A 26,579-nucleotide genomic window follows, 5' to 3' on the forward strand; every position below is an offset into this window, starting at 1 on the left:
TTATGATTTATGGTTTGTTATCAAAGCATTTTTTCACGATCCAATTTTTCCAAAAATAAAAAGGACTCAATAAACTATATAATAAAAGTTCTCTTTCTCCAGCAGCCACTACATCTGTCGCAATTACGTTATGATACTTAGACCAGTGTAATATAAGCTTATGAAAATCATTGACAATATAAACTGGAATCATGAATTGTCTTTGCCAAGGTTCGTGTTTCAATATCCGAGTCCAATAACGACTCAATCCCACTCCACGAAAAAATTTGAGTACATAGTCTCGTTCAAAACGAGTTTTTGGTATCCGATGGTAAATCTCCATTGCGGGATTGTACCAAATTTCCCAACCTGCTTTTTTAATATACGATAATGCTTCTATATCTTCTCCTTTGGCTGCCAGAGAATCTCCAATAGGACCCTGCAACTGTAGGCATTCTGGAACATTTTTATCCCAAGCTGATTTGCGAATTACTAAGCCAGCACCTGGAGGAAATAATCCCAAACGATTAGATAAACCATGATTAAAGCAAATCTGTTTCTCTCGCTCTATGATTGGTAAAAAACCAGCTATCCGTTCAAAATTTTCAGGAGGTTGAACTTCAAAATCTCCATGAATCTGACTTCCATAAGCACCAGCTTGAGGGTTTGCTTGACCAAAAGTATAGGCTGAAGCTACCCAATCCGGTGCGGGGATATTGTCATCATCCAAAAAGCCAACTAGAGGAGATTTAGCCTCTTGCATAGCTCTAATTCGAGCAAAGGATGCGCCTTGTCTCGATTCAAAGTAATAGTTAATAGAACAATTCTCTATCCAGTTTGACTGGTACTCCTGAATAATCTTAGCTGTGTTATCAGTACTATTATTGTCAACTATAACAATTTCCCAGACAATATTTTCTGGGTTGATCTGCGATCGCAATTGCTCCAATAAATCAGGTAAGCATTTTTCCCCATTGTATGTGCGAATAGCGACAGTGAAGTCAATTAATTGATTTGGCTGCTGTAGGTGTACTTCTATTTCTTTGAATTTGCTCGTCATTATTGATACAGGCAATTTTATGTAACGGAACTCAAACAGGTTTGAAAAATAAATAAGCGTTTAACCATTGCCGAGTTAGGAAAACGCACAAAATGCCTAAGCACAGGGATTTTATGGCGATATTTCAACAGGTGGACTGGCGAAGGTATACTGAGAAAGTATACCAAAATTCTGAAATATTATTTGTTGGGCAAGGTAATTATTATTAACATAATATTCATCAGTACATCGTCAGTAATCCTATGAATTGGAGGTGTTACTGAAACCAAGTAAGTATGAATTTAGATGTAGAGCCGAGAATCCCTACCCAGGTCACGTCTCTACAAGGGTTAAAACATCATCGAAAATCATTTTCATACCTCAAATCAGTGCGATCGCTAGTGTAGATGTCTGTTAATTAGCAGTTCATTCCAAAAAAAACCTCCCAGATGGGAGGTGAAAAATATAGCGGAGATAATTTATAAACCTAGACAAGCACTACAGCGATCGCACCTCCTAAAGCCGCAGCAATACCGGAAACAACTGCCGTTGTAAACAACCACCAAGCAGCATTAGCCGCAGCTTTGCGCGTTTCCTCGGCTTGGCGCTGTGCTTGGTGTTTCACCTGTTCTAGGCGATGTTGAGCTTCGTGCTGTAGGCGTTCGGCTCGTTGTAATACATTATTCCGGGCGCGTTCAATTTGGTCAACAATGCGGTTGGCATCTTCTGCTGAGATATCCTCACGAGAACTCAAAACAGCTACCAAGGTATCCCGGTTAAAAGATGAAAGGCGATCGCGTAAGGCATCAAATCCAGCTTGGGGATCATCAAACAATTGGCGGATATCATGGGTAATGCCATCATAATTAAGTTCCGGGCGATCTAGAGCATTGAGATAATTACGAACACGGGCAAAAACGCCCTCAATCACATCTTGAATCCGCCGTTGGATTCCCCGTACCTGTTCCACAAATTGGTCACGCACAAGGACAATATTATCGGCAATCCGGGCTGCATCTTCATCAGTTATGTCTTCCCGAATTTTCAACAAAGCAATAATGGTTTCCCTATCGAAATGCGCCAAGCGATCGCTCAAACTTTCCATTCCCACTCGTGGATCATGCAACAATAATTGCAAATCCCGCTTGATGCCTTCTGGGTTCAATTCTTCCTTACCAGTCAGCCGTAAATACTCTTGCAGGTAAGCTTGGAAATTTTGCATTCTTTGCTGTGTGCGGGTTGCAAGGCGACGTGGCGCACGGACAATGTTCCGAATTGATGTCTGCACACCATCAATAATTTGATTAACTTGTTCCTCACTCAAATCTTGACGTTGACTGAGCAACTTGACCAAAGTATCTCTGTCAATATGTGATAAGCGACGACGAATTGCCACAGCACCCTGTTGCGGATTTTCAAACAATCTCGTCAAATCCCGCTGAATTCCTTCAGGATTCAATTCCTCCTTACCAGTCTTTCGCAGGTAATCTGCAATCGTAGTAGTAACAGAGTCATATTGTTCCTTGGCTTTGTCTGCAACCAGTTGCGGTGTATGGCGGATGCTATGCCATGATTCCTCAACCGCATCAATAATGTGATTAACTTGTTCTTCAGACAAATCTTGGCGTTGACTCAATAACTGCACCAAAGTATCTCGGTCAAACCGAGACAAACGCCAGCGAATGGCGGCCAGTCCAGCTTGGGGGTCTTCTAAAAGTCTTTTTAAGTCAGCCCGGATAGCATCAGGATTTAATTGTTCCTTGCCTGTATTACGCAGATATGACTCGACATTTAGCCAAAGGGTTTCCGCTTGATGTTGTGCCTGTTGAGCCAGTCCTAAAGATTCTATCAAAACGCGATCGCGCTGCATTTCCAATTCATCCAAAATCGGATCTAATTCCCGTTCTTGAATATCATTGCGTGCTAAGAGAATTTCCCCCATTTGTTCCCGTTCAACTTGTGCCAATCGTCGGGATAGAGTTTCATGATCTGCTTCTGAATCTGCCAAAAGCGGTTTGAAATCTCGCTCAATTCCTTCTGGTGTCAAATTTGCTTTCGGAGTCACCAACAGATAACTTTCAACTCGTCGTTGCAAATCTTGAACAATTTCTCTTTCTTCCTGGGCTGTTACTGTTACTAGCACATTATCCCGCACAGCTACCAATTGATCTGCAATGTGGCTAATTTGAGTTTGCGTCAACAGTCCCCGCTGTTGGAGAATATTTACAAAATCCTGGCGAGATATTTTCTCTAACTCCCTGCGGATTGTCCCAGGATCAGCAGCAGGATCATAAATCACATCCCGAAATTCTTGAGCAATTCTTTCCTGACTTAATTGCCAAGCATAGGTGTTACCCAAGTAGTTTTCAATATCGGCACGAATTGGGCTGTAAGGTTGTTCTGTAACTTGTTGTATGACTTTTTGTCGAGCAGTACCAAAAGTACGCAAAATTTTCTCCACATCCAAATCTGATAAATCTGCCCGACCCAACACCACACCAGTCAGGGCTGAAAGTGTTTGTTGAATAAAACCAGGTTTTTCTTCTACCTCTTTGGTAGCGTGGGTTTCCGCAATTAGCTGCTCAAGTTTAGCATTGAGTTCATCTGTTTTAGTTTGTCCTGGGGGAAGTGATTTCAGATAATCCACCAACTCACCCACCCGGTCTGTGCTTGGTACTTGCTGACTCACCACCTGTTGCCAAATTTTGTATAAAGCATCAGCAATGCGGTTAACTTCTCGTTTAGATAAATCAGTACGACTGCTGATTAAATCGATAAACTGCTGACGGTCAATGTTGCGGAGGTCAGGACTGTTAGCGATCGCTTTAAATTGTGGTTCATTGAGTAACCTTTCAAATTCACCCCGAATCTTAGAGATATCTATCTCTGGGGGACGTAGCTTTTCTATGTAATCTTCTATATTCTCACGAATACTTGCTGGAGCGATGGCACTGCCAAATTCTCGCCTTACAGCCGACGCAGCCGCTTCAGCCGTTGCTACCACTTGCTGATTCACAGCTTTAGCACCGAGTGCAGCCGTAGCTGTTCCCATAATTGCCTGAAAACCAGAAGTGGCTGTATTGACCACTGAACCAATTAAGGAACCTACAGTAGTAGTACTCACCCAAACCAATAATAAAAAGTATGCCCCCCAAATAACCAATCCTAAAATTGCTCCTAAACTGGGATCTAAAATCAATAGACTCAATTTCACAGCCAAGAAACAAGCGATTAATAAGGCTAGTGTAACTGTGACTAATGTCCAAATCCCTAAGCCAGTACCAATTTTGCGAATCGTGCCGCCGAAACTTTCAACTTCTTCTGACTCTGATGAATGCCCCAAGTATGAAATACCAGCAGCAACTGAGAGATTTGTGAACACTAATTGGAACGCAAAGGCGAGAATCACACCAGAAATTAAAGCCACAAAAAAGCGGGGACCGGAAGTGAGTACCGATGCCTGTGCTGGCGTGACGTTGGCGGGGTTTACAGGTATTTGTGCCATCCACCATAAATGTTTGTACAGTTCCAGCATGATTTGTATTTCCTGCCTCTAATTAAATTTGAGAAATTTGATTGAGAAATTTGAGAAATTAAAGATTTCGTTAGTATTTGTGGCAATATCCAACTCCTCTAGCTTTCAGAATCCAGGAATATAGTCGATCCCCACATCCATCTAAGGTGGGAAAATATTATCTAACGTTAGACAGAAATTGCCGATTTTAGACTAGTTTAGACTGTTAATTTGTGTTAAAATTATCTCTTTTTTTAATATAAGTTTTACTATTTATTTAGTTATATATTTTGAGTCTTTGCTGAACATAAATCATAACTTAATTAGCTGAATTTACACTTATTTATAATTACTGGCTATGTCAACCTCTCAGGGTGGATTTGTCTGCGCCAATAGTTTTTTATTATCTTCCACAAGTAGTGCCTCTAGTTTGTACCTCTAGGCATAAATAAATTTTGTGTACTAACGTTACCTTGAAGTTAAGCATTAAATTGTTTAGGACAAAAAAGTCAAGACCTCAAACTAGCTTAATTTTGGAGGTAAAAAATGGAAACTCGCTCATCTACTGATATATCAGCAGTTGCTAAAGCCTATAATGGCGTAGATCGTAACGCCTTTATCTTCGGCTGGAATCCCCAAGCCGAATTATGGAATGGACGCTTGGCAATGATTGGATTTATTGCCTATCTAATGTGGGATTTATTCGGCTACAGTGTTCTCCGTGACGTGCTGCACATGATCAGATACTAAGCCAATTTACCTTGGGCTGGTAATGGGTAATTGATAATTGGTTAAATTCCTCTTTAAACCCCGTTGTGTACCTGCCACCTTTTCCTTAACTATAGGGATAATATTTGATTTGGAAATATACGTAGGGTGGGCATTGCCCACTCTACAAAACTTAAAATTTTCAACTACTGGGTATTTTCAAAAATCAAATATAACTTCCATAATTTTTTAAAAATCTCTTTTCCTGTTCTTGATAGCCAATGGGGATTTTTGATAATTTGCACAACTCAAAGTAAAAAACGCACCAATACGTAAAAAGCAGAAGTCACAAGTTGAAGCAACATTACAGGAATACCGTAATGTAAAAAAGTCTTAAACGAAATCCTTCTTCCATGCTGTTCAGCAATCCCCGCAGCGACAATATTAGAAGAAGCACCGACGAGAGTGCCATTACCTCCCAATGTTGCACCAAACATCATGGCGTAAAACAATGGTAAAACTTCTGGGGGAAACTGTCCTTGATAGTCTGAGGCTAAAACTTCTGCTGGTGCTAATCCCACATTGACGATATATTGTTTCAGCAAGGGAACCATGGCCACAACTAAAGGAATATTAGGAATAACGCTAGATAATATCCCCACTAAAAATAACAATACTAGGGAACCTAGGAGAATATTTTTCCCCAAAATCGTTCCTAAAATACCTGATAAACTTTGAATCACACCTGTTTTATCCAGTCCCCCAATTAGCACAAAAATGCTCATAAAAAATATTAATGTACTCCAATCTACATCTTTTAAGATGTTGTTGACAGTATCAATGCGGCTGTGATGAGATAATAATAAAGCTAAAGCAGCCCCTAACAAAGCCACCGCAGCAGGTGAAATAGGTATCGGTAAGGATTCACCAATTACAAAAAATAGCAATACAAAACCTACAATTACTCCACCCACCATTAAAACTCGTGGATGATTGATTTGTGGATGTGGTAATTCTGCTAAATCATCTAGTCTTGTATTCCAAATTTTTCTAAATAAAAATGGTAGTGTAACAATCACAGAAACAACAGCAAGTACACCTCCTAAACTCAAATTCCATAAATAATCTATAAAGCTAATATTTACAGCATCACCAACTATAAAAGTGGCAGGATCTCCAACTAAGGTTAACAACCCAGCACTATTAGCAACAAACACCATCAAAATTAATAAAGGCACAAAATTAACTCCTATTTCTTGTGCCATGGGTGGAATTAAAGGTGCTAATAACATTACGGTAGTCGCATTGGGTAAAACTGCACAAATTGGTGTTACTAATGCCACTATACCTAATAGTAATTTTTTGCCACTACCTTGAGCGAGAATGACTATTTGTGTAGCTATATAACTGAAAATATTAGTCGGTTCAAATGCTCTTACTAAGACCATTACACCAAAAAATAAACCCAATGTTCCATGACTTTTGCTAATGTAACCAACAGCTTCCGGCAAAGTCATGATATTAGCAAAAACTAGCAACAATGCTCCCAATAAAGCCGCAATTGTGAGATGTACCCATTCCGTCATGATTAAAAAAATAACGGAAATAAATATGATTATGCTCAGGATAGCTTGCCAATTTTCCACACTCTAAACCTCGAAATATTACTGTTTGCATAGTAGCGAAAAAGCCACCTAAAGTATAGGTGACTTTTCCATAATTTTAATTTAATTTCCCATCACTGTAATTGATAACAGCAATTATTCATCAATACAACTGGGAATACCCAAGACAGCGCAGGGAAAATTAGTGCCTAGCGTCTTAATCATCGGATGATTGATGGATTTACACCCTAAAAACAGAATATCAGCGGCTTCTGATTCCACAAATTTTTTAAGTTCTGCACCAATACTGCCAAACCGCAGATGTGATTTAAATGATCCCTGCCATTCTTCAGCTAGAGTTTTTGCTTGCGAGAGAATTTTGTCGGCTTCTTGCAAAAAAGTTCGGGATTCTTTTTGTAGCTGTGGTAAACTTGCTGTTATTTTTGGTTGCGTCAATACCAACGTAACTGATTTTGATATATCGCTCACAGGACATTCTAATTGAGGCTGATTGTGAGCAACTTTGAAAATATCAAAATACTGATTTTTCAAGTTTTCTTCTAATACATACACAGCGTGAACTGTAACTTGAATGTTAGTAGCTAAACTCGTTTGGTGGGCAATCCAACAGGCAATATCTAGGGCTGTGTGACTCTGAGGGGAAGCATCATAGCCAACAATTAAATTAATGGAGTTGGCGACTTGATATTGTTGAGAAACGAGGTGTTCAGCTTCTGGTAACAATACCATTTGTTCAATTAGATCATCACGACCTATAGCACTTTGTAAACGTGCTAACATTGGCTTAATTTTCACAGTTTTAACTTCTCTCCCATGAAACGAGTGACGAATGAGAAGCAGGGATGCCAATTTAGGATTTAGGATTTAGGATTGAACCAAAATCATCAATCTAAAATTGATTTAGGAAACCCCAATCATAACTGCTACTACAGCCAAGGTTTTGGGGGTTCCTTCCATTGCCGACGGAGTTAGCTGACGGGCTAAGACTGGAAGGTGTCTCTCATAAGATTAGCCCCAATTTTTGGTTCCTCCGTTTCAAATCCAGCTTTCATGAATTTGAATTAGGCTACCCGCTAAAAACATAATAATACTATTTTATTCTTCTGAAGTAAAGTGGTGATCTAGAAAATTTAGAGCGTGGTTGCGGAGTTCAAAATATTCTTTAGAATTTCGGATCACACTGCGATCGCGTGGACGCTGAAACGGAACTTTGAGAATTTCCCCAATATTAGCGCATGGGCCATTGGTCATTAATACAATTCGATCAGACATATAAATTGCTTCGTCTACATCATGAGTAATCATCATTACGGCTTGACGATGATTTTCCCAGATATCTAATACCTGACGCTGCAATTTACCACGAGTTAAAGCATCTAGTGCGCCAAAAGGTTCATCCATTAATAACATTTTCGGACGAATTGCCAAAGCTCTAGCAATACCTACTCTTTGTTTCATACCTCCAGAAATTTCATCAGGATATTTATCGGCTGCTGATGTTAAGTTTACCATTGCCAAGTGTTCATTGACAATGCTAATTCTTTCGGCACGATTAGCATTTTTTAGCACTTCATCAACAGCTAAACGGATATTTTCGCGTACCGTTAACCAAGGTAAGAGCGAGTAATTTTGAAATACCATCATCCTATCTGCACCTGGCTTGCGGATTTCTTTGCCATCTAAACGTACTGAGCCAGATGTGGCTTTTTGAAATCCACCAATAATTTTCAGTAATGTTGATTTACCACAACCTGAATGACCAATTACAGAAATATACTCATCTTCACCAATCGTAAGATTAACGCCATCTAAGACAACAGCATCTCCTTTGTCTGGTGTTGGATAAGACTTGACCAAATTTTCAATTTCCAGAAATCCATGCTGGGGCTTAACTTCTTGATAAGACTCGTTTGAGAAGGAGGTATATTGCATGATTAAATATTCCTGAATTAGTGAAATTTTGAACCCAAAAATTAAGACATGAACAAATGAGTTATTTCTCGTTCCCATACTCTGTATGGGAATGAATTCTAGAAGGCTCTGCCTTTAATGAATGTAGAGGCAGAGCCTCTGTGATAGCATTCCCAGTCTCTGACTGGGAACGAGATAATATACACCTACTTTAGGACATAAAAAAGCGATTGGGAGCGTTAGCCCTGATGGCAAAACTATTTAGATAACCAACAGGATCACTAGGGTCAAAGCCTTTTTTATCTATGAATGCTTCGGGCGATTCAACCTTATAATCATCCTTGGGGCATTGAATTCCCATTTCCGCAGCTATATCCCGATATAAATCTGTTCGCCACCCTCTTTCGGCTATTTGATTGGCATTTTTGGGAATTTCTTTGATTTGTCCCCAACGAGCGGCTTGAGTCATAAACCAAATACTTCGAGAACGCCATAAAAATGTGGAATGTTCTCCTGTTTCTTGGGGAATATTTTCAGGAATATCGTAGAAAATTGTGGTATCAGCAGCTGTAATAGTGCGGTCTTTACTATCAAAGCCACCATAATTGTAATTACCAATAATTCCTGGAGAAGTCAATTTAGTTATGGGCGCATTTTGCTGTTTTGGTTTTGCGCCAGTAAAGGATTTTTCTGTCATTAATTGTGCTACTTCTTGCCGATTTTCAGGTTTACTGCAATACTGACAGGCTTCAATCATTGCTTTTACCAAAGAACGATAGGTTTTGGGATAATTATTGATGAAAGATTCCATTACTCCTAGCAATCTGTCTGGGTGTCCTTGCCAAACTTCTTTACCTTGAGCGAATGTAAAACCGATGCCTTCGTTACCTTGAATTGCTCTGGTGTTCCAAGGTTCGGCTACCATGTAAGCTTGCATTGCGCCAATTCTCATGTTTGTCACCATTTGCGGTGGGGAAACGATGATGACCCGAAATTCCTTGAAGGGGTCTACACCAGCAGCCGCAGATATATAGCGGACAAAGTATTCATAAATAGCAGAACTCAAAACTACCGCCCAAATTTTCTTTTCTGGGGGTTGTTGGTTAAAAAATCCCCGGAAGTCTCTTCCAAAGGCTTCTAAAGCACCATCACCATATTTTTGTTGATATTCATACCAAGGACGTATGCCAAAGTCCCACATTTCTTTGTTCATGGTCATGGCGTTACCATGACGGTGTATGGTCATGGCTGCACATAGGGGGGCATGACGCGCACCTTCTGCGCCAATTCTGGCATTGGTGACAGCACCGGATACGACGGGTGCAGCATCGAGACGACCAAAAATTAAACCGTCGCGGGAGTTTCCCCAACTAGCTTCGCGGTTGAGTTTGACATTTAAGCCGTATTTGCGGAAGAATCCTTTTTTCCATGCGATCGCAAATGGCGCACAATCATTAACAGGAACATAACCAACAGTAATATCGGGTTTTTCTAAATCTTCGGGTCTAACTAAAGGTTCCACAGCTAAAGCAGCTTCCGTCAGTCCTTTAACAGACTTATCTCCAGATATCCCACATGATGACAACGCTAAACCCGCAGTCGTTGCACCTATTCCCTTAATAAAATCTCTACGAGTCCAATTATTTTCACTCATAATCGTATCCAATTTTGGATTATGTAAGATTTGCTGAGTCCGCTTTACAGCAGTTTTCATCTATATTGGAGACTTTCGATTAAAAAAATGTCCCAATTTGTAGTGTGAATGTAGGGGTTTAGCACTGCTAAACCCTTACTCATACTTTCTTAGACCACACTCTTCATTTCTCTGGAACGACTCTGCACCTCTGCGTGAAAAAATGTGATTTATTTACCTAAAAATCACTTTCAATAAATTGTTTTACTTCACACTTCCCGGACGGTGAGTAACTAACTCTTGAAGTTTACCCACACCATAATCTAGAACTAAGCCAGTTAAGCCAATTACAAACACAGCCAGAAATACAGAACTAAGATTTAAACGGCTCCATTCATCCCAAACAAAAAAGCCGATACCCACACCACCTGTCAACATTTCTACGGCAACAATTACCAGCCAAGCAATTCCTAAACTAATTCGCAAACCTGTAAAAATATAGGGCAAACTGGCAGGCCAAATAATTTTGATAATCTGTCGCCACCGAGGCATTTCCAACACCTGTGCTACATCTAAATAATCTTTAGAAACGCTAGAAACTCCCAAGGCTGTATTAATAATAGTTGGCCACAGGGAGGTAATGAAAATGACAAAAATAGCTGAAGGATCTGCCAAATTGAATATGGCTAAAGAGATAGGCAACCAAGCGAGGGGTGAGACGGGTTTAAATATCTGAATAATAGGATTAAAAGCCAGCATTGCCGGTCTAGACGTCCCAATCAAAAACCCCAAGGGAATAGCGACTAATGCACCTAACCCAAAACCTAATAATACCCTGCGTAAACTGGCTAATAATAACCACCCAATTCCTAAGTTACCAGGACCTCTTTCATAGAATGGATTTAAGATGTAGTCCAAATTTGCAATTAAAGCTTCTGTTGGTGTAGGCATCAATTCACGATTAGCAAGTGCTACTACCCACCACAACAAAATTATTCCCACAAAACCTACAACAGGCAATAAGAACTCATCCCGAAAAATAACAGGTTTTGCTTTTTTCCAAGCAAGTCTTCCAGCAACGGCAATCGTTGCAGCTAAATTCAGTTGCAAAATCATATCGTAACCTCAACAGAGTTCAGCACGCATACACTGAAACTGAGCAGTACCAGCCTTGGACACTGATGAGATCAAAACATTATCAAAATGCTGTCTCTTCAGTCTCCTCTCAATGCCTACGAAGTTAGCTGACGGGCTAGGGCTGAGAGATGCCCCTCTTTCAGAAGTGATGAGTTTTGAGTTCTGAATTCAATATTGACTAAATTCTCTACTTTTGACTCTTAACTAGTCACTTTCTAAGAGATACGCCCCACAATTTGGTTCCTCCGCTCCAGCCTTAGGTTAAGTACTGGATTAGGCTGACTTACTCTAAAATATATACTAACAGCGACACAATAACATTAATATACAGTAAAAGCATCTGTGTTGATGATTAATATTATTAATTTAACTACTTAATTTTCCTAAGTGTCCTAGTTTTTCAGTAATAATTCCTATCTATAGAATTATTTTGTGAGTGAATCTCTACCTATAGGCATACCAGGGTTAGCGCATCTCATATCATGTCCGGTTGTTCGCGCAGCTTGGCGGTAGCCATAATCCGACTATAAGGGAACACCAAAAAATAAATTACCCAAAAATCGTAGGGTGGGTTAGGACGGTAGTCCGTAACCTACCATAAAAGTAGGGGATTTTTCTATTTGGAAGTCCCTAAATCCTCATGTAATACCCCCAACTTCCTAATCTCCGGCCAAATCAACGCCGTAGCAACCACCACCAAAATCGTCCCAATACCCCCACTAACCACAGAGAAAACAGGCCCAAATAAAGCCGCAACTGCACCAGACTCAAAACCCCCTAACTCATTCGATGCACTAATAAACACACTGTTAATAGCCGCAACTCGACCCCGTAAATGGTCAGGAGTGCGAATTTGCACCAAGGTATGACGAATCACCACGCTAATGCTATCTAACGCCCCACTTAATGCCAACATCAACAGCGACAACCACACCCAACGAGACAGACCAAAAATAATTGTCACAATCCCAAACCCGACAACCGACCAAAGTAATGCTGGCCCGGCTTTACGGATAGGTGGTAGATATACTAATAATGCTGCCATAATCAACGCACCTATGGATGGGGCTGCTTGTAAATAACCCAATTCCACAGGACCGACTCGCAAGATATCTTTAGCAAATACGGGTAATAATGCCACTGCACCACCCAGCAAAACAGCAAATAAATCTAGGGTAATGGCTGCGAGAATTAGTTGATTATTCCAAACAAACTCAGCACCAGCAGCTAGAGATTTCAGGGATATTGGTTCTTTAGCAAAGTTGGTTTTTTGGGGTTTAATTGTGGCTGTAAGGAAAAAACATGATAGTGCTGCTAAGGCTGCTAATATATATACTGCCGTCGCGCTCTTAAAAATAGCAATGCTAAATCCTCCCAACGCTGGCCCAATTACCGAAGCTAATTGAAAGCTACTACTATTCCAAGTCGCTGCATTAGTAAAAGCACTCATCGGTATCAACTGCCACATCAGCGCATCACCAGCAGGTTTGAGAAATGCCCTAGCTACACCTGTTAATAATAAGCAGCCATAAACTAAAAAGACTGCACCTTTGTTAAATGAAATAACAGCCAAAGCTATTGAGCAAAAAGTTAGCAGTAGTATTGAAAATAAAGTAATCTTTTTCCGATCATTTTTATCGGCAATATGTCCCGTAATCAAAGTCAGCGCAATCATCGGTACAACTTGCGCCAACCCTATCAAACCCAACACCATCGCTGAATTTGTCCGCTCATATAGCTCCCAGCCCAGCGCCACGGTCTGCATTTGTCCCCCTGTGAAGAGGAGTACGCGCCCAATGCTAAATAGCCGATAATCTCGAAATTTCATGGCTGCAAAAGGATCGTGTTGTGCAGCCTTGGTGTTATGGTCAGTTGGTTTCTGTTTGCTCGAAGACATTTTTTAGTAGAGTCAAGCCGGATTCAATATGTGATACTTGCTCTGGTGTCAAACCCTGTAGAATCTCCGCAATTTCCCCGCGAGTTTTTTCCTGGGATTGCTCTAAAAGCAGTTTTCCCTCTCTCGTCAAATTCAGGACTACTCGTCGTCGTTCTTGAGGATTATCTGTCCGTTGCACCAGATTACGTTGGACTAATTTTTCTATAGTTGTTGATGCTGTGGCACAGGTGACTCCTAAATGATCTGCTACCTCAGATAAGGAAGCACCGGGATTGCGATTCAGAAAAGCAAGCGATCGCAATTGTGGTATGGATAAAGAGTCAGAACTGTGCGATCGCATTTCGGCTCGGATAAACCGCATCAATAAGGGGACTGTTTCCATCACCCTAGCGGCACATTTTTCAGAGGGTTTATCCAAACTCATAAGACTGTTTTCTCCTACATTACATCGCCACCCGTGGATAAAGTCGTCCACAGATGTAAGTCAAACCTATTAATGTTAGCAAGAGAATTGTACAGTCTAAACCGAACCCATAAATACTGGAGCCATTGGCCAGCATCGCACCCCGTAAAGCATCAACTTCATAGGTTAAAGGATTTATACTCGAAAGAATCTGTAACCAACCCGGCATCAACGAGATCGGATAAATCGCATTACTGGCAAAAAACAACGGCATTGTAATCAATTGTCCAATTCCTGTAAACCTTTCTCGCGATTTCACCAAACAGCCAATGATGAGTGAAAAAGTACAAAAACAACCTGCTCCCAAAAACACAATTAGCACAACTTGCAAAAAAGCCAAGGGATTGAGATTGAGTTTTACACCCAACAACAAAGCCAACAGATAAATCAATACCACTTGGGAAAAGCAACGAATCCCCGCAGCAAAGGCTTTACCCATGACAATCGCTGCACGGGGTATGGGTGCAACTAAGAATTTCTGCACAATCCCTAAATCACGTTCCCAAATTAAGGTCATCCCCCCGCTAAAAATGGCGACAAACAGCGCACTTTGAGCGAGGATACCAGGAGTCATGAAATCTAAGTAAGGTAAATTACCTGTAGGAATAGCACGAGTCCGAGTAAAAACTTGCCCAAATATCAGCAGCCATAAAGCTGGTTGTACTGCCCTAATCACTAAATCACTAGGATCATGGCGCAGTTTTCTTACTTCTAATTCAGTAATTACCAGGGTTTTGGTAAATAGTTCTTTAATGCCAAAAAAAATCCCCTTTGGACGCTGATATTTAGTTTCAACCCAACCGTTGAGTGGTACGTCTAGTTCTGGCTGTTTCACGATAACTCACTCCTGATACTAATTGATTTCCTGCGTAATGGATGAAGACATCATCTAAGGTTGCGTCTGGTTTGGCGATCGCTGCTTTTAAGTCTGCGGGTGAACCGGTGATAATTTCTTTACCCTGGTTCATAATCACGACTCGGTTACAGAGAGTATTTGCTTCTTCTAAAAAGTGAGTAGTTAAAAAGATGGTTGTACCAAAATTAACCCGCAGTTCTTCCATCAGCTGCCATACTTGCGATCGCGCGACTGGATCTAATCCCACTGTTGGCTCATCTAGAAATAAAATTTGCGGTTGATGTAGAATAGCTTGGGCAATTTCCAATTTCCGAATCATCCCCCCAGAGTAAGTACCAACTAAGCGATGTGCTGCATCCTCCAAACCCATGAATTCCAGCACTTCCGCAATTTGCTGTTTTCTCCGTCGAGAGGGAATATCATACAATTTAGAGAATATTAAAAGATTTTCATAACCTGTCAAACTCCCATCTGCTGATAAAGCTTGGGGTACATAACCTATTACCCTTCTGACTGATTCCGGTTGACGAGTCACATCATAACCAGCTAAATATGCTTTCCCGCTACTGACTGGTAGCAAGGTAGTTAACATCTTAATTACTGTACTTTTACCAGCACCATTGGGGCCTAGTAAACCAAAAACTTCTCCCGCTGTTACGGAGATATTCAAAGCATCAACGGCTGTAGATTTTTCAAAGCGGCGCGTCAGTTCCAAGGTTTGTAATATTACTGACTTGGGAACTTGTGCAGGTATTTCCGCAGATTCTATTCTTCCCGTAAGTTTTGTCACGAGTAGGATTTACTTCCTTTTTCAAATATTTAGTTTATCTAAATATTAGTTTGACATATTTCTTGTAAAAGTCAAGACCAAGGATTAATAATGACAACCCCAGTCCCAGCAAAATCATTTTCGTTACGAGTAACAAATAGATCATGGGGTGAAGGTATCGCGGGGTAGACTGCGATGCCTTCGGCGAGCGAAGCTATCGCGGTTCAAGTCGAGTTCTTCAGCGACTTCAGCTAGGGGGGATTGACGGAAAAATTCTGAGATTTTAGTAGGTTGTTCTGAGTTGGTATTACCTGTAGTTAGGCTTTGGGCAAGGAGTTGAATAATATATAGTTTATCGTTATGCGAAAGCTGAAGCAGTTGTTGTTCGAGTTCTGGAATAACCATAATGGGGTTTGAATGAAGGATAATTTTATTGTACTTTCAGCGTCTATTCGTTTAAATCTGGAGTTTAGACTAAAGCAGAGCGATAGCGTATAGTTTAAGTACAAATATCTATAAATTAGTTAGTTGAAAAACAAGGAAGGTTATTAATTTGACTGAAAGCAATAAATACGGACTTACAAGAGACATACCAGAAGATGTGAAGAGAAAAGTGAGACAGAGATGTGGATTTGGTTGTGTAATATGTGGTAATGCTATAGTTCAATATGAACATTTTAACCCTCCTTTTGCACAAGCAGAAAAACACGACCCAGATGGTATTACCTTACTTTGTGGAGGTTGTCACAATGAAGTTACAACAGGATTTGGATCTAAATTTCTGGTTAGTGAGAATTCAAATAATCCATTTTGTTTAAGAAGAGGTTACACTGCTCATAGATTGAAAATGGAGAATGATTATCCAGTGGTTGTGGTAGGGACAACAAGATGGGAAAACACCATAACTATATTTGAAGTGTTTGGAGAACCTATACTCCAAATTGAACCACCGGAAAAAGCTAATACTCCTTACTTGATAACAGGTGTATTCTGTGACGAGGAAGGTAATGAACTTTTTCGCATTGTTAGGAATGAGTGGATTGGTTCAACGAGTAACTGGGACATAACATTTTCTGGAGGTAAAGTTACTATAAGAAGAAAATTGCGTGACATAGCACTTCAACTTCAATACAAACCGCCCAGTGAAATAATTATTACTAAAATCAATATGTACTATAAAGGAGCTAGAATCTTTGGAGATCAAAATGGATTTAGGGCAACTGCTCCAGATAAATCTACTATTTCAATTGGTAGTTCAAATTTTAAAGGATTTTCATGCCGTACAGCATTTTCAATTGATTATTCAAGTGTCATAGTAGGTTATATGTGTGAGTATACTGGCTTTTGAGTCAGGAGTTCTCTTTAGTTCCAAAAGTTTCCTGATGAAATAAGAAGCCTAAAACAATACCTTCATCAATATCTGCTTTAACCAAGCTTCCTGTTCAGAAGATAAAGCAGGTTTTAGAATTTGTGCATAATCAATTGCTAAATGCTATATAATAGAAGTCTAAATTATTTCCCAGATTTTACTCAAAATTAAAATTTAATGACTAGGTTCATACATGATAAATTCGCCAAAGACTATCTAGAAGAATTATTAAAAGATTACGGAGAAGTCAAAGCATCAGAAAAAGTCTCAGGAGAAATTAAAGAAATAGATGTTTTATTCACACCTGCTAAACAACAAACTTCTAAATTACAAATACTGGGGTTACTAGGAAGACTTGCCGAAAATCCGGCAATAATAGAACCATACCGCAATCCAGCTTCTACCGATGAAATCTGCGACTGTATTCTCAAGTTATTAGAAGTTAAGGCTTTATTGCGACGAGAAGCTAAAGCCAATAAAATCAAACTTCAGGAGTCAGAAATTCCTAAATTGTGGATTTTGACCCCCACTATATCTGAAACTCGTTTATCTAGCTTTAGAACTATCCAAAAACAAGATTGGTTATCGGGAGTATATTTTTTAGCAGATGCCTTGCGGACAGCAATTGTGGCAATACACCAACTACCACAAACACCGGAGACTTTATGGTTGAGGCTTTTGGGTAGGGGAAGCGTACAATCACAAGCAATTATCGAGTTGCAAGCGTTACCATTAGATCACCCTTACCAAAAAGCCACCCTGGAATTAGTTTACAACTTGCGCGAAAATTTGAGAGTAAATCAAGAACTAGAAACAGATGATAGGGAGTTGATTATGCGACTAGAACCACTTTATCAAAGAGATAGAGAACAAGCTAAAGAAGAAGGAAGACAGGAAGGAAAACAAGAAGGGGAAAAAGACTTAATACTGCGTCTACTACATCGCCGGATTGGTGAAATTGATGCGTTATTAATCGAGCGAATTACAGGATTATCTATTGAAAAGTTAGAAAACTTAGGAGAGGCGTTATTAGACTTTTCTAGTGTTGCTGATTTAGAAGCTTGGTTAACCCAACACTTAATCTAATTCATTAAATCTATCAATATCCATCGTCAGGAACTTTGGTCATTTTACCAGCTGCTGTACGTCGAGTATTGGTAGAAAATGGATTAATCCATACCAACTCTTTCGACAGTTTTTTAGGAAAGGTTGCAAGCTAAAATCTTATCTATAATTACACTGCCTAAATATTATCCAAAATCTCTCTTACCCAAGCTTCCTGTTCAGAAGATAAAGCAGGTTTTAAAACTTGTGAATAATCAATTGCTAAATCAAATCTAGCTCGTTCATAGATTTCATTCAATAGCTTCTGTAAATCAATCACAGGTTCATTTTCTCCTAACCGCAAAGGAACAGGAAAAACAGGAATAGGATCTTGTAAATCAAAACTGTAAAGATCTGCATCTGGACGCTGATGACTGCGGCTAACTAAAATGTGATAATCGCTTTTAGTTGCTCCTAGAATTGGGAAAGATTCACCTAATCTCAATAGGTCAATTTCCACTAAATTAGTAGCAGATGCTAAAATTTTTTGTCGCTTGTTTTCGTAAACTGTTCTACCTTCCTTAGACCGTTTATTTTTGGGAGAAAGTATTTCAATTACAGTCACTACTTCCCGGCTTTGTGTTGCTTTCACTTCCAAAAATCGCTCAATTACCTCTTCATACATGGGAACTTTAACCTTACTAGGTTCAGCCAGTTTTGTAGTAGTTAAAGTTGTCCCAGTTTCTGCATTATTATTTCTTTTGGCAACGGCTACATCTGCAATTCCCACAAGGCAAATATCATCCACACTTGTGTAAACTCTCTCTTCAATAGAAACCCTGTATTTAGGGGCAATTTGAGGAGTTAAATCATCAGCTATGGCTACAATTAAACGATTATGTACTTGATGCCACAATTCAGGTTGTTCTAAATACGTATTCATACCAGGAAACGGATTTTGCATTTGCACTGTCTCCAAGTTATCTCTATCTCCTTTTCTATAATTATTTTATCTCATTTGTAACACTGCTAGATGACAATCATTCAGCAATACATTCAATTCTTCTGCAACTTGAAAAGGATTTTTACTTAACATTACAGCTTCATAAGGATTTCTCCCAGTTCTCAGGTTTTGATCTATCCAAAGTTGGTGAAAGTGTTACCGTTCACTTGCCTAAAGCGAATATACTAGATCAAGAAGCAATCAAAAATTTCGCTGAATACCAGAATGATATTCTAAACCAGTTAAAGGAACTGATTCGACATCATGGTTAGAGATATTCAGTTTACTGATCTAGAACAGTTGCTTTTCAAGATAGGTTTTACTAAAGTACCAACAACAGGTTCTCAACAAATCTATCAATATCCAATGTCAGGAACTTTGGTCATTTTACCAGCTTACGAACAACAGGCGTATGTTCAACCTGTGCATTTGGTAGCTGTACGTCGAATATTGGTAGAAAATGGGTTAATCAATTCCAATTCTTTCGACAGTTTTTTAGGAAAGGTTGCAAGCTAAAGTATCACCTATAATTACACTGTCTAAATGTTATCTACAATCTCCCTCACCCAACTTTCCTGTTCATGGAAACTTTAACTTTACTAGGTTCAGCGAGTTTTGTAGTATTTAAATCTGCTGTCATGGAAGGCAGAGCCTTCTAGAATTCATTCCCATACAGAGTATGGGAACGAGAAATGAACGAGAAAAGACTATTTTGAACACTAACCTACTTATCGAGTCCGGCTAATTACTGTTGAAAAACTCGACCTGTCTCCGCTTCAGCCCTAATAATAAGTATTTAATAGGACATCATATAAGAGGGAATTTAATTTTTTAACTAGTTCAGTGGGTTTAAGTCCCCCGGTTCTAACTGCCTTTTATCCCCACCCTGTAAAGGGATGGGGTATTACGGCAATCTTGATAAAACTACTATTATGTATCGCTACTTTCTGTATCCGTGCTTTCTTTGACTCGACGGATAGGTAAATTAGCAATCAAAGCGGTTGTGCGTTGGTTGCTTTCTAAGGAAAATTCCAAACCGTCTGTCTCAATTTCTACATAGCGACAGACTATGGCCAATATTTCTTGGCGCATTTTCTCCAAGGTTTGGGGATCTAAATCAGCGCGGTCGTGGGCGATAACTAATTGCAGACGGCGTTTAACTTGAGTGCGACTAGTGTCAGGTGTGCGAACAAACAGTTTTTCTAAAAGTTCAAGAATCATTGCGGCTTGGTTTAAGGCGGAGACTGGAAAATGAGTTAAACAATCTTTGTCCACAACAATTTCCGCAAGCGGGAAAATATGTTGTCGTTGGAGGAGTCAAGCTCAAGAAATTCAACAGTTTCCCCTTCTAATCTACGAGCAATGTTCTCAAAAGCTACGGCAGCGACAGAGGGAGTTTCTGATAATACTAAGGGTTCGCCACGGTTGGTAGAAACAATAACACGCTCATCGTCAGGGATCACCCCGATTAAGGGAATGGCGAGAAGTTCCTGAACATCTTGCACAGACATCATATCATTTGCCCGTACCATTGCAGGTCGGATGCGGTTGATTATTAAATGAATCTTTTTCACTCCTTGTGCTTCTAATAACCCTACTACCCTGTCAGCGTCCCGAACGGCGGAAATTTCTGGAGTGGTGACAATCAAAGCTTCTTTAGCTGGTGCGATCGCATTTTTAAACCCCATTTCAATGCCGGCAGGGCTGTCGATAACTACATACTGGTATTTTTGGGACAGGGCATTTACCAGCAGTTTCATCTGTTCAGGAGTGACTGAATCTTTGGTACGATTTTGGGCAGCTGGTAAAAGTACAAGATTGGGTTGGCGCTTATCTTTAACCAAAGCTTGTTCTAGACGACACTCTCTGGCTAGTACTTCTACAGCTGTATAAACGATCCGGTTTTCTAGTCCTAGCAGCAAATCTAAATTTCTCAGACCAAAATCCGCATCAACCAGGGCAACTTGACGACCTATTTTGGCTAAAGCCATACCCAGATTGGCGGAAACTGTGGTTTTACCCACTCCTCCTTTACCGGAGGTAATTACAATAATGCGAGTCATAATAACAAGGGAACGATTAGGCTTTGTGGAAATAAGTAGGTGAGCGTAAAAGCGTAAATATTTATAGCAGGTGACAGGAAGTGACAGGTGACAGTGCTAGAAGCCTTTTATTGTCTAAGTTTTAGCATTGGTTGATGTCCTAAACGCCTTGTCCGTTGCTATATTTTTAGGAGCAGGTTAAAGACAAGGAGGAGAAGGCAAGAGGTAAAAAGGTTTTATACCAGTAAATATTTCGTTGCATAGTGATTTTTATTTTTGCTGTTCTAATGAGAAAAAAGGCAGGAAGAAAAGATCTTCATCCGTAAATATTGAGGAACTATTGATTAATCTTACTGAACTGACTGCGAGAAAAATCAATGGCTTTAGCAATGCGAATTCCTTCGGGTGCAATATATGCCACTTCTGGGAAAAACTGTGTGAGTGATTTTTCAGGCGCTCTAGCTAAAGCATCGGCGATTCGCAATTGGGTTGGTTCCATTTGTAAAGCCATAATTAGACTCTCACGATTTCCCAGCGCACCAGCATGAGCAATTCCCCGTAGACGACCCCAAACTAGAATATCTCCATCGGCGACGACGATACCACCAGGATTGATATCTCCGAAAATAATTACCGTGCCGGGATGACGGATTTCTCCACCAGATCGTACAGTCATTTCTAGATAAAGAGCATCTGCTAGAGGTGTGGGAGTAGTTTGGAGATCAGAACTCAGGGATGGTTGAAGCTGAATTTGTTCTACAGAATAACCTAATGTACAAGCTGCGATCGCTGTTTGCCTCCGACTAGTCGCCACTGATTTTAGCTGAAGTTGGACTTCTGTTAACGTTTCGGCTAGTTCTTGCAGTTGTCTACTATCTAATAAACGGTCTTTTGCTACTAGATGCACTGGCGTATTCACTATCCGCAATCGCTCCCCAGCATTTAGCCGCTGCTTCATTTGTTGCCACATTTGCGACCAACTGAGTTCCGAAGCAGGTACTTGAGATTCAGTTGGCAAAATTAATAACAGTCTTCCTTCCTCAGTTTTTAACTGGACTTGGATAGAATTATTGGCATTCTGTTCTGGTAATGCTAACTCAATACTGTTCAAATCCGTAAAGACAGAATCAGATTCTACATTTGGTTGAACAGTATTAGATTCTACATCAACAGACGGAGAATTAGTTTGTAAATGGAGGAGAACCGAATTTAGCTCTTTATTGGGGATAATAGAATTATCTGCATCAGCAACAGTATTCTCTGCCTCTATCTCGGCAGTTTTAGCAATATTTACCTCTACATCAGCTTGTTTAGAGATAGATTCTGCATCAGGAAGTGGAGAATTTGACTCCGTTGTCAATTCCAAATTTTTTGGGAAATTAGTAGAATCAGAATTCATTGGTGATTGGGTACTCGATTTTGGATTTTGGATTTTGGATTTTGGATTGTATTTAATTAACTCCCATCTCAACTCTAAAATCTATTTCCGCGTCAGAGCATCTCTCCACCTTCCCATCTTCCTAATTACCCATTTTTTTTGCAGTCAGTCTTTGATAACTTGTAGCCAAAGCATCAGCATTACCGACATTACCGGGAAATAACACTACTGGCAAGTTAGGAAACTGGGGATGATCAGATGGTGTGATTACCATTGAACAACCGGCTAAAATTTGACCAAGTAACCGGGCTGAAGTTAAAGCCAGTCCTGTACTCAAAACATCGTTAGAAGTAATACCACCTTTACTGATTAAAAATCCGATATCAGCTGGTAAACCTTTCACAATATCCATGAGTAAAGCCGAAACTGTAGCCCCAAAATCTAACCTGGTTTTGACATCTTTAAAAGACAATTCCTGACGGCTAGTGTAAACTACTGGTGTTTTACCAGCTTTATGTACCGCTTGAACATTTTCGAGAATCTCGGTTAGCAGTTTAGCAGATTCGTTGACTCCATCATCAAGTAACCTTCCTACATTCACTTCTATTCCGACTGTCCCCTCTACCTGTAACAGCGATTCTAACTGTTGAGTCGTCTTTTTGACATGAGAACCCACAATCACTGCACCGGGTTTGCCACCACGCACGTATTCTGCCATATTTTCGGCGGCGATAGGTTGGGGGGGTAAGGCAGCCAAAGCTGTTAAAATGCTGGCAGCAGAACGGAATAAAAAGCGTTTTCCTTGACTTGCGGCTGTTAAGACATCGACAGCAAAGTTGTTGAGATCTGCTTGATTTTCTCCGTCTACTACACCACACTGATTATCATGCAGTTGTAGCAAGCGTTCTAAACTACCTGCACGGATATCTGCAAGTAAAAATCTAGTGACAGTATCTTCTTTGATGCGTCCTTTGGTTTTTTCTTCTACGTACTTGGGAAGATAGCTGTAATTGTAACTAAATACGGAATCACGAGCAAATTCGGTTTCATGTACGGGAGTGGGAATACCATCAATAATTAGATAATGAATGCTGTCGCGGGTAATTCTTCCTCCCTCGAAAAATGCAGGTACGAGAAAATGAGCATCAAAGGAACCGAGTTCTTCAGCTATGACATCGGTTTCTATGGGATAATGTCCGCGCAAGGTAGAGTCAGAACGACTAACTACGAGAAAATCGTCAATTTTTTCTGCTGCTAATGCGAGTTTGAGATTTTGACAAACTGCTCTGGTTACGGCTGCGGCTGACTCTGGGGTTAGCGATCGCGTATTGGTTAAAATAAAGAAAATCGGTGAATCATCTTTTAAGCCCAAACGTAAGGTTTCCACATCCCACCGCATCAGCAATAAGCAACTGTGAACGGTTTGTGAACCGGTGGGATCATCATCAAGGACAATTATTTTGGGTTTGTTATTCATAAATATGTCAATGGTGGAAAATATCAAAAATATTCACTAACTTGTAAAGTTTGCAGATTCGACTAAATTATTTACTACTAAATCTTGGTTATTAGCAAACAGCTTTTTATTATCGCGCAAAATCTGTTCACTTTTTAAAGCGTGAAGCAAATCTTCTTTAATTACTGGCAGTGGGGATATTACTTTTCCGGTGTCGCTAATGTTACTTTGGCACTTGTCAGAGGTAGCGAGAGTTAAGTAAGTATTTTATTCGGGTTTATTGTGATGATTATAGTTATATTCGGGAAACCAGTTTTCATCTAAGACTTGTTCTAAAGAACCAATGGGTATAAGAGGAAATATGTCAATGGCAAGTTGAGAACGATCTGATGCTTCTAATCTAGCATCTTGATAACATTCATCAAATATTTCTAAAATGTAAGGTTTTAAACTAGGACTATCTTTAAGTTCATCTTTTATCTGTGTACGAAATGTTCTAATTTCCCCTTTCCAATGTCCTTGATTACGTTCTCTTTCACTATCCCAATATTTGAGTTTTAGTAGATGGACAAGAAGCTTAATTAGTAAACTTTTAATTGCTCGCTTCTGACTTCTACCCATAGTTTCTAATTCTTCTAACAAATTCTCTAAATCAACCGAGGAAAATTGTCCTGTGCGAAGTTGGTTGATGGTTGTTCTCAGCCACAGGTAATAGTCTTGATCGTATAGGGTTTGAGTTGTTGGTTGTGTTGATATAACCATATACTGGCGAGGATTTTGCTATTTCTTTTATTTTAGCTTAATTTAGTATAAATATACTTACTTCGTAACAGGTATAAAAAGCTAAATTTATACCAAAAACACAGGTTGATGAAATCAGCCTATATGTCAAATCTACTGACAAAAATCACGATAAATCCTCTATATGTCATTGACAATTCTCAGCACGTAAAAGTATAATAAGTTCGTTTACTTATCAGTAAATAAGGTAAGACATAGTCAGTGGTGTGAGAAATGATATGATAATACCCATAAATAATAATGGTAAAGTAATTTATCAGCAATCAGATGAACTTATAACTTTTTTTAAGGAAGCAGTTCAAAAACCATTCAACGATCATCCAAGAACAGAACAATGGGAGAGATTAGTTATAGAGCCTTACAGAAGTAAGAACTTTGTTGAAATCAAAGCTATCGTAGGTGAAGGACAACAAAACGGAAAAAATTATGTTCTTTCAGGTCAAGCTAACTTTGACCAACCTTATAAGGGATTAACACAAGACGAAAGAGTCCTAGTCTATTGTTATAATAATATGAAGCAGCACACCGTAAGTCAATTATATATTTTCGAGAAGCATTCAGAAGTTTTTGAACCATACTTCTTTGAATCAAATAAGCAAGTTTTATTTCTGGACTTCGGCTGTGGACCTCTTACTTCTGGAATATCAGTAGCAAGATACTTTTCAGAACATTCACAAGGAAGGAATCAAAAGCTAAAATTCCGGTATATAGGCATAGATAAGGCTGAATCTATGCTCCGAAAAGCTAAGGAGTTTAGTCAGTTTCCTAAACTTTTTCATGAGGAAAGTAAATTTTGGTTTTTTCAGCCTAATTCGGTATCAAGTTCCTTTGCAGAAAGACCTTCTTCTTACATAACAAACTTTGCTGATGACACTTCATTAGTTGTTTTAAATTTTTCCTACTTCTTTGCTAGTCCTTCCCTAGATACAACATTTATTACGCAATTAGTTGAATTTTTGAAAGAATCAGTTTTTACAAAATTCCTGTCTAGTGATATCTGCCTCATTTTTCAAAATCCTCAACATTCAGGCTTAAATACTAATTGGCATGAGTTTTGTCAACAAGTCACTCAGTTTAAAAGTATTACAAATGGACCAATTGAAACTAATTTTTACTACCATGACATTTTGAGTGGGGTTCAAAATCGGGAAACAAAGCTTTACTATGACATTCGATTTTTAGATATGGGAGAAAACTAATGCGCCAAATCAAGAATAAGTTAACTATTGGTAATCAGTTAAGTCTTTTTGAAGATATTCCACTTTTTCAAGAGGATAAAGACAAGCACAGTGAAAGTCGTCTAGAAACAGTAACTTATGAGCAAATTAGCGACTTAATTTATGTTCGTAATTTCATCAGTAGTGATGAACATGATTTTTTAGTGGAGAAGATTGACAGTCAGATGTGGCTTACAGATTTGCAAAGAAGAGTACAGCATTATGGCTATAAGTATGATTATAAGAAGCATAATATTGATAAGTCATTTTACATTGCACCTCTTCCTGACTGGGCATTAACCTTAGCAAAAAGGCTACATAAAGTCTTTAGCCCAACAGTACCAGATCAAGTAATTGTAAATGACTACCAACCGGGACAAGGTATTTCTAGTCACACAGATTGCGTATCTTGTTTTACAGATGTCATTATATCTTTAAGCCTTTGTTCATCATGTGTAATGGATTTTAGTCATAACCAGACAGGAATGAAAACTTCGCTATTACTTGATCCAAAAAGTTTAATTGTCCTTCAAAATGAAGCTAGATATAACTGGTCACATGGAATAGCCAAAAGAAAAAGTGATTCTTTTGAAGGGAAAATAATTAAACGTTCTCGACGTATTTCTCTTACATTTAGAACTGTCATGTTCTCTGATAAATAGAGTATATGTAAAATCAGCGAAAACGTATCTAAATATTATGGATAAGATGTATTTTCCCTCTTAAAGTCCCCCAAAG

General features: G+C 39.3%; 24 protein-coding genes and 2 riboswitches. Of the genes, 6 read left to right on the forward strand and 18 right to left on the reverse strand.

Features of this window, described 5'->3' with window-relative positions:
- Nucleotides 1–7 precede the first annotated feature (7 nt).
- Together hpsE and H6G59_RS10445 are read right to left on the reverse strand one after the other, a co-directional pair.
- Nucleotides 8–1,039 (reverse strand): hormogonium polysaccharide biosynthesis glycosyltransferase HpsE, encoded by a 1,032-nt coding sequence (gene hpsE, locus H6G59_RS10440; protein ID WP_190714114.1) that lies wholly within the window; start codon nt 1,037–1,039, stop codon nt 8–10.
- Between the two features lie 466 nt (nt 1,040–1,505).
- Nucleotides 1,506–4,553, reverse strand: coding sequence for a PTS sugar transporter subunit IIC (locus H6G59_RS10445; RefSeq protein WP_190714116.1), 3,048 nt, complete (start codon nt 4,551–4,553; stop codon nt 1,506–1,508).
- Nucleotides 4,554–5,078: 525 nt separating this feature from the next.
- Between H6G59_RS10445 and H6G59_RS10450 the strand changes: the two genes are divergently transcribed.
- Nucleotides 5,079–5,282, forward strand: a complete 204-nt coding sequence (locus H6G59_RS10450) for a chlorophyll a/b-binding protein (protein WP_190714118.1) — start codon at nt 5,079–5,081, stop codon at nt 5,280–5,282.
- A 266-nt stretch (nt 5,283–5,548) separates the two neighbouring features.
- On the opposite strand, the gene H6G59_RS10455 is transcribed toward H6G59_RS10450, so the two are convergent.
- From H6G59_RS10455 to H6G59_RS10500, 10 genes are all read right to left on the reverse strand, one after another.
- Nucleotides 5,549–6,886 (reverse strand): SLC13 family permease, encoded by a 1,338-nt coding sequence (locus tag H6G59_RS10455; RefSeq protein WP_190714120.1) that lies wholly within the window; start codon nt 6,884–6,886, stop codon nt 5,549–5,551.
- 114 nt (nt 6,887–7,000) lie between these two features.
- Complete coding sequence (locus tag H6G59_RS10460) at nt 7,001–7,645, reverse strand: universal stress protein (protein ID WP_190714451.1); 645 nt, start codon at nt 7,643–7,645, stop codon at nt 7,001–7,003.
- 162 nt (nt 7,646–7,807) lie between these two features.
- A riboswitch (cyclic di-AMP (ydaO/yuaA leader) is annotated at nt 7,808–7,943 on the reverse strand.
- 17 nt (nt 7,944–7,960) lie between these two features.
- Complete coding sequence (locus H6G59_RS10465; RefSeq protein WP_190714122.1) at nt 7,961–8,797, reverse strand: ABC transporter ATP-binding protein; 837 nt, start codon at nt 8,795–8,797, stop codon at nt 7,961–7,963.
- Between the two features lie 190 nt (nt 8,798–8,987).
- Nucleotides 8,988–10,430: an ABC transporter substrate-binding protein gene (locus tag H6G59_RS10470; RefSeq protein WP_190714453.1), complete on the reverse strand. Its 1,443-nt coding sequence runs from the start codon at nt 10,428–10,430 to the stop codon at nt 8,988–8,990.
- A 243-nt stretch (nt 10,431–10,673) separates the two neighbouring features.
- A complete protein-coding gene (gene ntrB, locus H6G59_RS10475) occupies nt 10,674–11,525 on the reverse strand; it encodes a nitrate ABC transporter permease (protein WP_190714124.1) in 852 nt (283 codons plus the stop codon).
- A 98-nt stretch (nt 11,526–11,623) separates the two neighbouring features.
- Nucleotides 11,624–11,836: riboswitch (cyclic di-AMP (ydaO/yuaA leader) on the reverse strand.
- A gap of 326 nt (nt 11,837–12,162) precedes the next feature.
- Nucleotides 12,163–13,443 (reverse strand): MFS transporter, encoded by a 1,281-nt coding sequence (locus H6G59_RS10480; RefSeq protein WP_190714126.1) that lies wholly within the window; start codon nt 13,441–13,443, stop codon nt 12,163–12,165.
- Complete coding sequence (locus tag H6G59_RS10485; protein WP_190714129.1) at nt 13,415–13,867, reverse strand: MarR family winged helix-turn-helix transcriptional regulator; 453 nt, start codon at nt 13,865–13,867, stop codon at nt 13,415–13,417. Before H6G59_RS10485 ends, H6G59_RS10480 begins: the two co-directional genes overlap by 29 nt.
- A gap of 19 nt (nt 13,868–13,886) precedes the next feature.
- A complete protein-coding gene (locus tag H6G59_RS10490) occupies nt 13,887–14,741 on the reverse strand; it encodes an ABC transporter permease (protein ID WP_190714130.1) in 855 nt (284 codons plus the stop codon).
- Nucleotides 14,698–15,552 (reverse strand): ATP-binding cassette domain-containing protein, encoded by an 855-nt coding sequence (locus H6G59_RS10495; protein WP_190714133.1) that lies wholly within the window; start codon nt 15,550–15,552, stop codon nt 14,698–14,700. Before H6G59_RS10495 ends, H6G59_RS10490 begins: the two co-directional genes overlap by 44 nt.
- A 141-nt stretch (nt 15,553–15,693) precedes the next feature.
- Nucleotides 15,694–15,936 (reverse strand): hypothetical protein, encoded by a 243-nt coding sequence (locus H6G59_RS10500; protein WP_190714135.1) that lies wholly within the window; start codon nt 15,934–15,936, stop codon nt 15,694–15,696.
- 148 nt (nt 15,937–16,084) lie between these two features.
- Between H6G59_RS10500 and H6G59_RS10505 the strand changes: the two genes are divergently transcribed.
- Together H6G59_RS10505 and H6G59_RS10510 are read left to right on the forward strand one after the other, a co-directional pair.
- The gene (locus tag H6G59_RS10505; RefSeq protein WP_190714136.1) at nt 16,085–16,879 is read left to right on the forward strand and encodes an HNH endonuclease; all 795 of its coding nucleotides are present in this window, start codon (nt 16,085–16,087) and stop codon (nt 16,877–16,879) included.
- A 198-nt stretch (nt 16,880–17,077) separates the two neighbouring features.
- Entirely contained in the window at nt 17,078–17,986 is a 909-nt protein-coding gene (locus H6G59_RS10510; RefSeq protein WP_190714138.1) for a DUF4351 domain-containing protein, read from the forward strand.
- Nucleotides 17,987–18,143: 157 nt separating this feature from the next.
- Here H6G59_RS10510 and H6G59_RS10515 read toward each other — a convergent pair whose 3' ends face one another.
- A complete protein-coding gene (locus H6G59_RS10515) occupies nt 18,144–18,908 on the reverse strand; it encodes a DUF4058 family protein (protein ID WP_190714140.1) in 765 nt (254 codons plus the stop codon).
- A 303-nt stretch (nt 18,909–19,211) separates the two neighbouring features.
- Here H6G59_RS10515 and H6G59_RS10520 point away from each other — a divergent pair, with 303 nt between their 5' ends.
- Nucleotides 19,212–19,463, forward strand: a complete 252-nt coding sequence (locus H6G59_RS10520; RefSeq protein ID WP_190714142.1) for a type II toxin-antitoxin system HicA family toxin — start codon at nt 19,212–19,214, stop codon at nt 19,461–19,463.
- A 414-nt stretch (nt 19,464–19,877) separates the two neighbouring features.
- On the opposite strand, the gene minE is transcribed toward H6G59_RS10520, so the two are convergent.
- From minE to H6G59_RS10545, 5 genes are all read right to left on the reverse strand, one after another.
- Complete coding sequence (minE, locus tag H6G59_RS10525; protein ID WP_127056565.1) at nt 19,878–20,168, reverse strand: cell division topological specificity factor MinE; 291 nt, start codon at nt 20,166–20,168, stop codon at nt 19,878–19,880.
- 35 nt (nt 20,169–20,203) lie between these two features.
- Complete coding sequence (minD, locus tag H6G59_RS10530; protein WP_071187805.1) at nt 20,204–21,010, reverse strand: septum site-determining protein MinD; 807 nt, start codon at nt 21,008–21,010, stop codon at nt 20,204–20,206.
- 316 nt (nt 21,011–21,326) lie between these two features.
- Entirely contained in the window at nt 21,327–22,388 is a 1,062-nt protein-coding gene (gene minC, locus H6G59_RS10535) for a septum site-determining protein MinC (RefSeq protein WP_190714144.1), read from the reverse strand.
- A gap of 121 nt (nt 22,389–22,509) precedes the next feature.
- Nucleotides 22,510–23,844 carry a four-carbon acid sugar kinase family protein gene (locus tag H6G59_RS10540; protein WP_190714146.1) on the reverse strand — a complete coding sequence of 445 codons (1,335 nt, stop codon included), beginning with the start codon at nt 23,842–23,844 and terminating at the stop codon, nt 22,510–22,512.
- A gap of 246 nt (nt 23,845–24,090) precedes the next feature.
- On the reverse strand, nt 24,091–24,585 hold the full coding sequence (locus H6G59_RS10545; RefSeq protein WP_190714148.1) for a DUF29 domain-containing protein: 495 nt from the start codon (nt 24,583–24,585) through the stop codon (nt 24,091–24,093).
- 257 nt (nt 24,586–24,842) lie between these two features.
- On the opposite strand from H6G59_RS10545, the gene H6G59_RS10550 reads away from it, so the two are divergent.
- Both H6G59_RS10550 and H6G59_RS10555 read left to right on the forward strand, forming a co-directional pair.
- Nucleotides 24,843–25,823 carry a class I SAM-dependent methyltransferase gene (locus H6G59_RS10550; RefSeq protein ID WP_190714150.1) on the forward strand — a complete coding sequence of 327 codons (981 nt, stop codon included), beginning with the start codon at nt 24,843–24,845 and terminating at the stop codon, nt 25,821–25,823.
- Nucleotides 25,823–26,503: an alpha-ketoglutarate-dependent dioxygenase AlkB gene (locus tag H6G59_RS10555; protein ID WP_190714152.1), complete on the forward strand. Its 681-nt coding sequence runs from the start codon at nt 25,823–25,825 to the stop codon at nt 26,501–26,503. The genes H6G59_RS10550 and H6G59_RS10555 overlap by 1 nt, the downstream gene beginning before the upstream one ends.
- The last annotated feature ends 76 nt before the right edge of the window (nt 26,504–26,579 follow it).

It is taken from the genome of Anabaena lutea FACHB-196 (assembly GCF_014698305.1).
Lineage (GTDB): Bacteria > Cyanobacteriota > Cyanobacteriia > Cyanobacteriales > Nostocaceae > Anabaena > Anabaena lutea.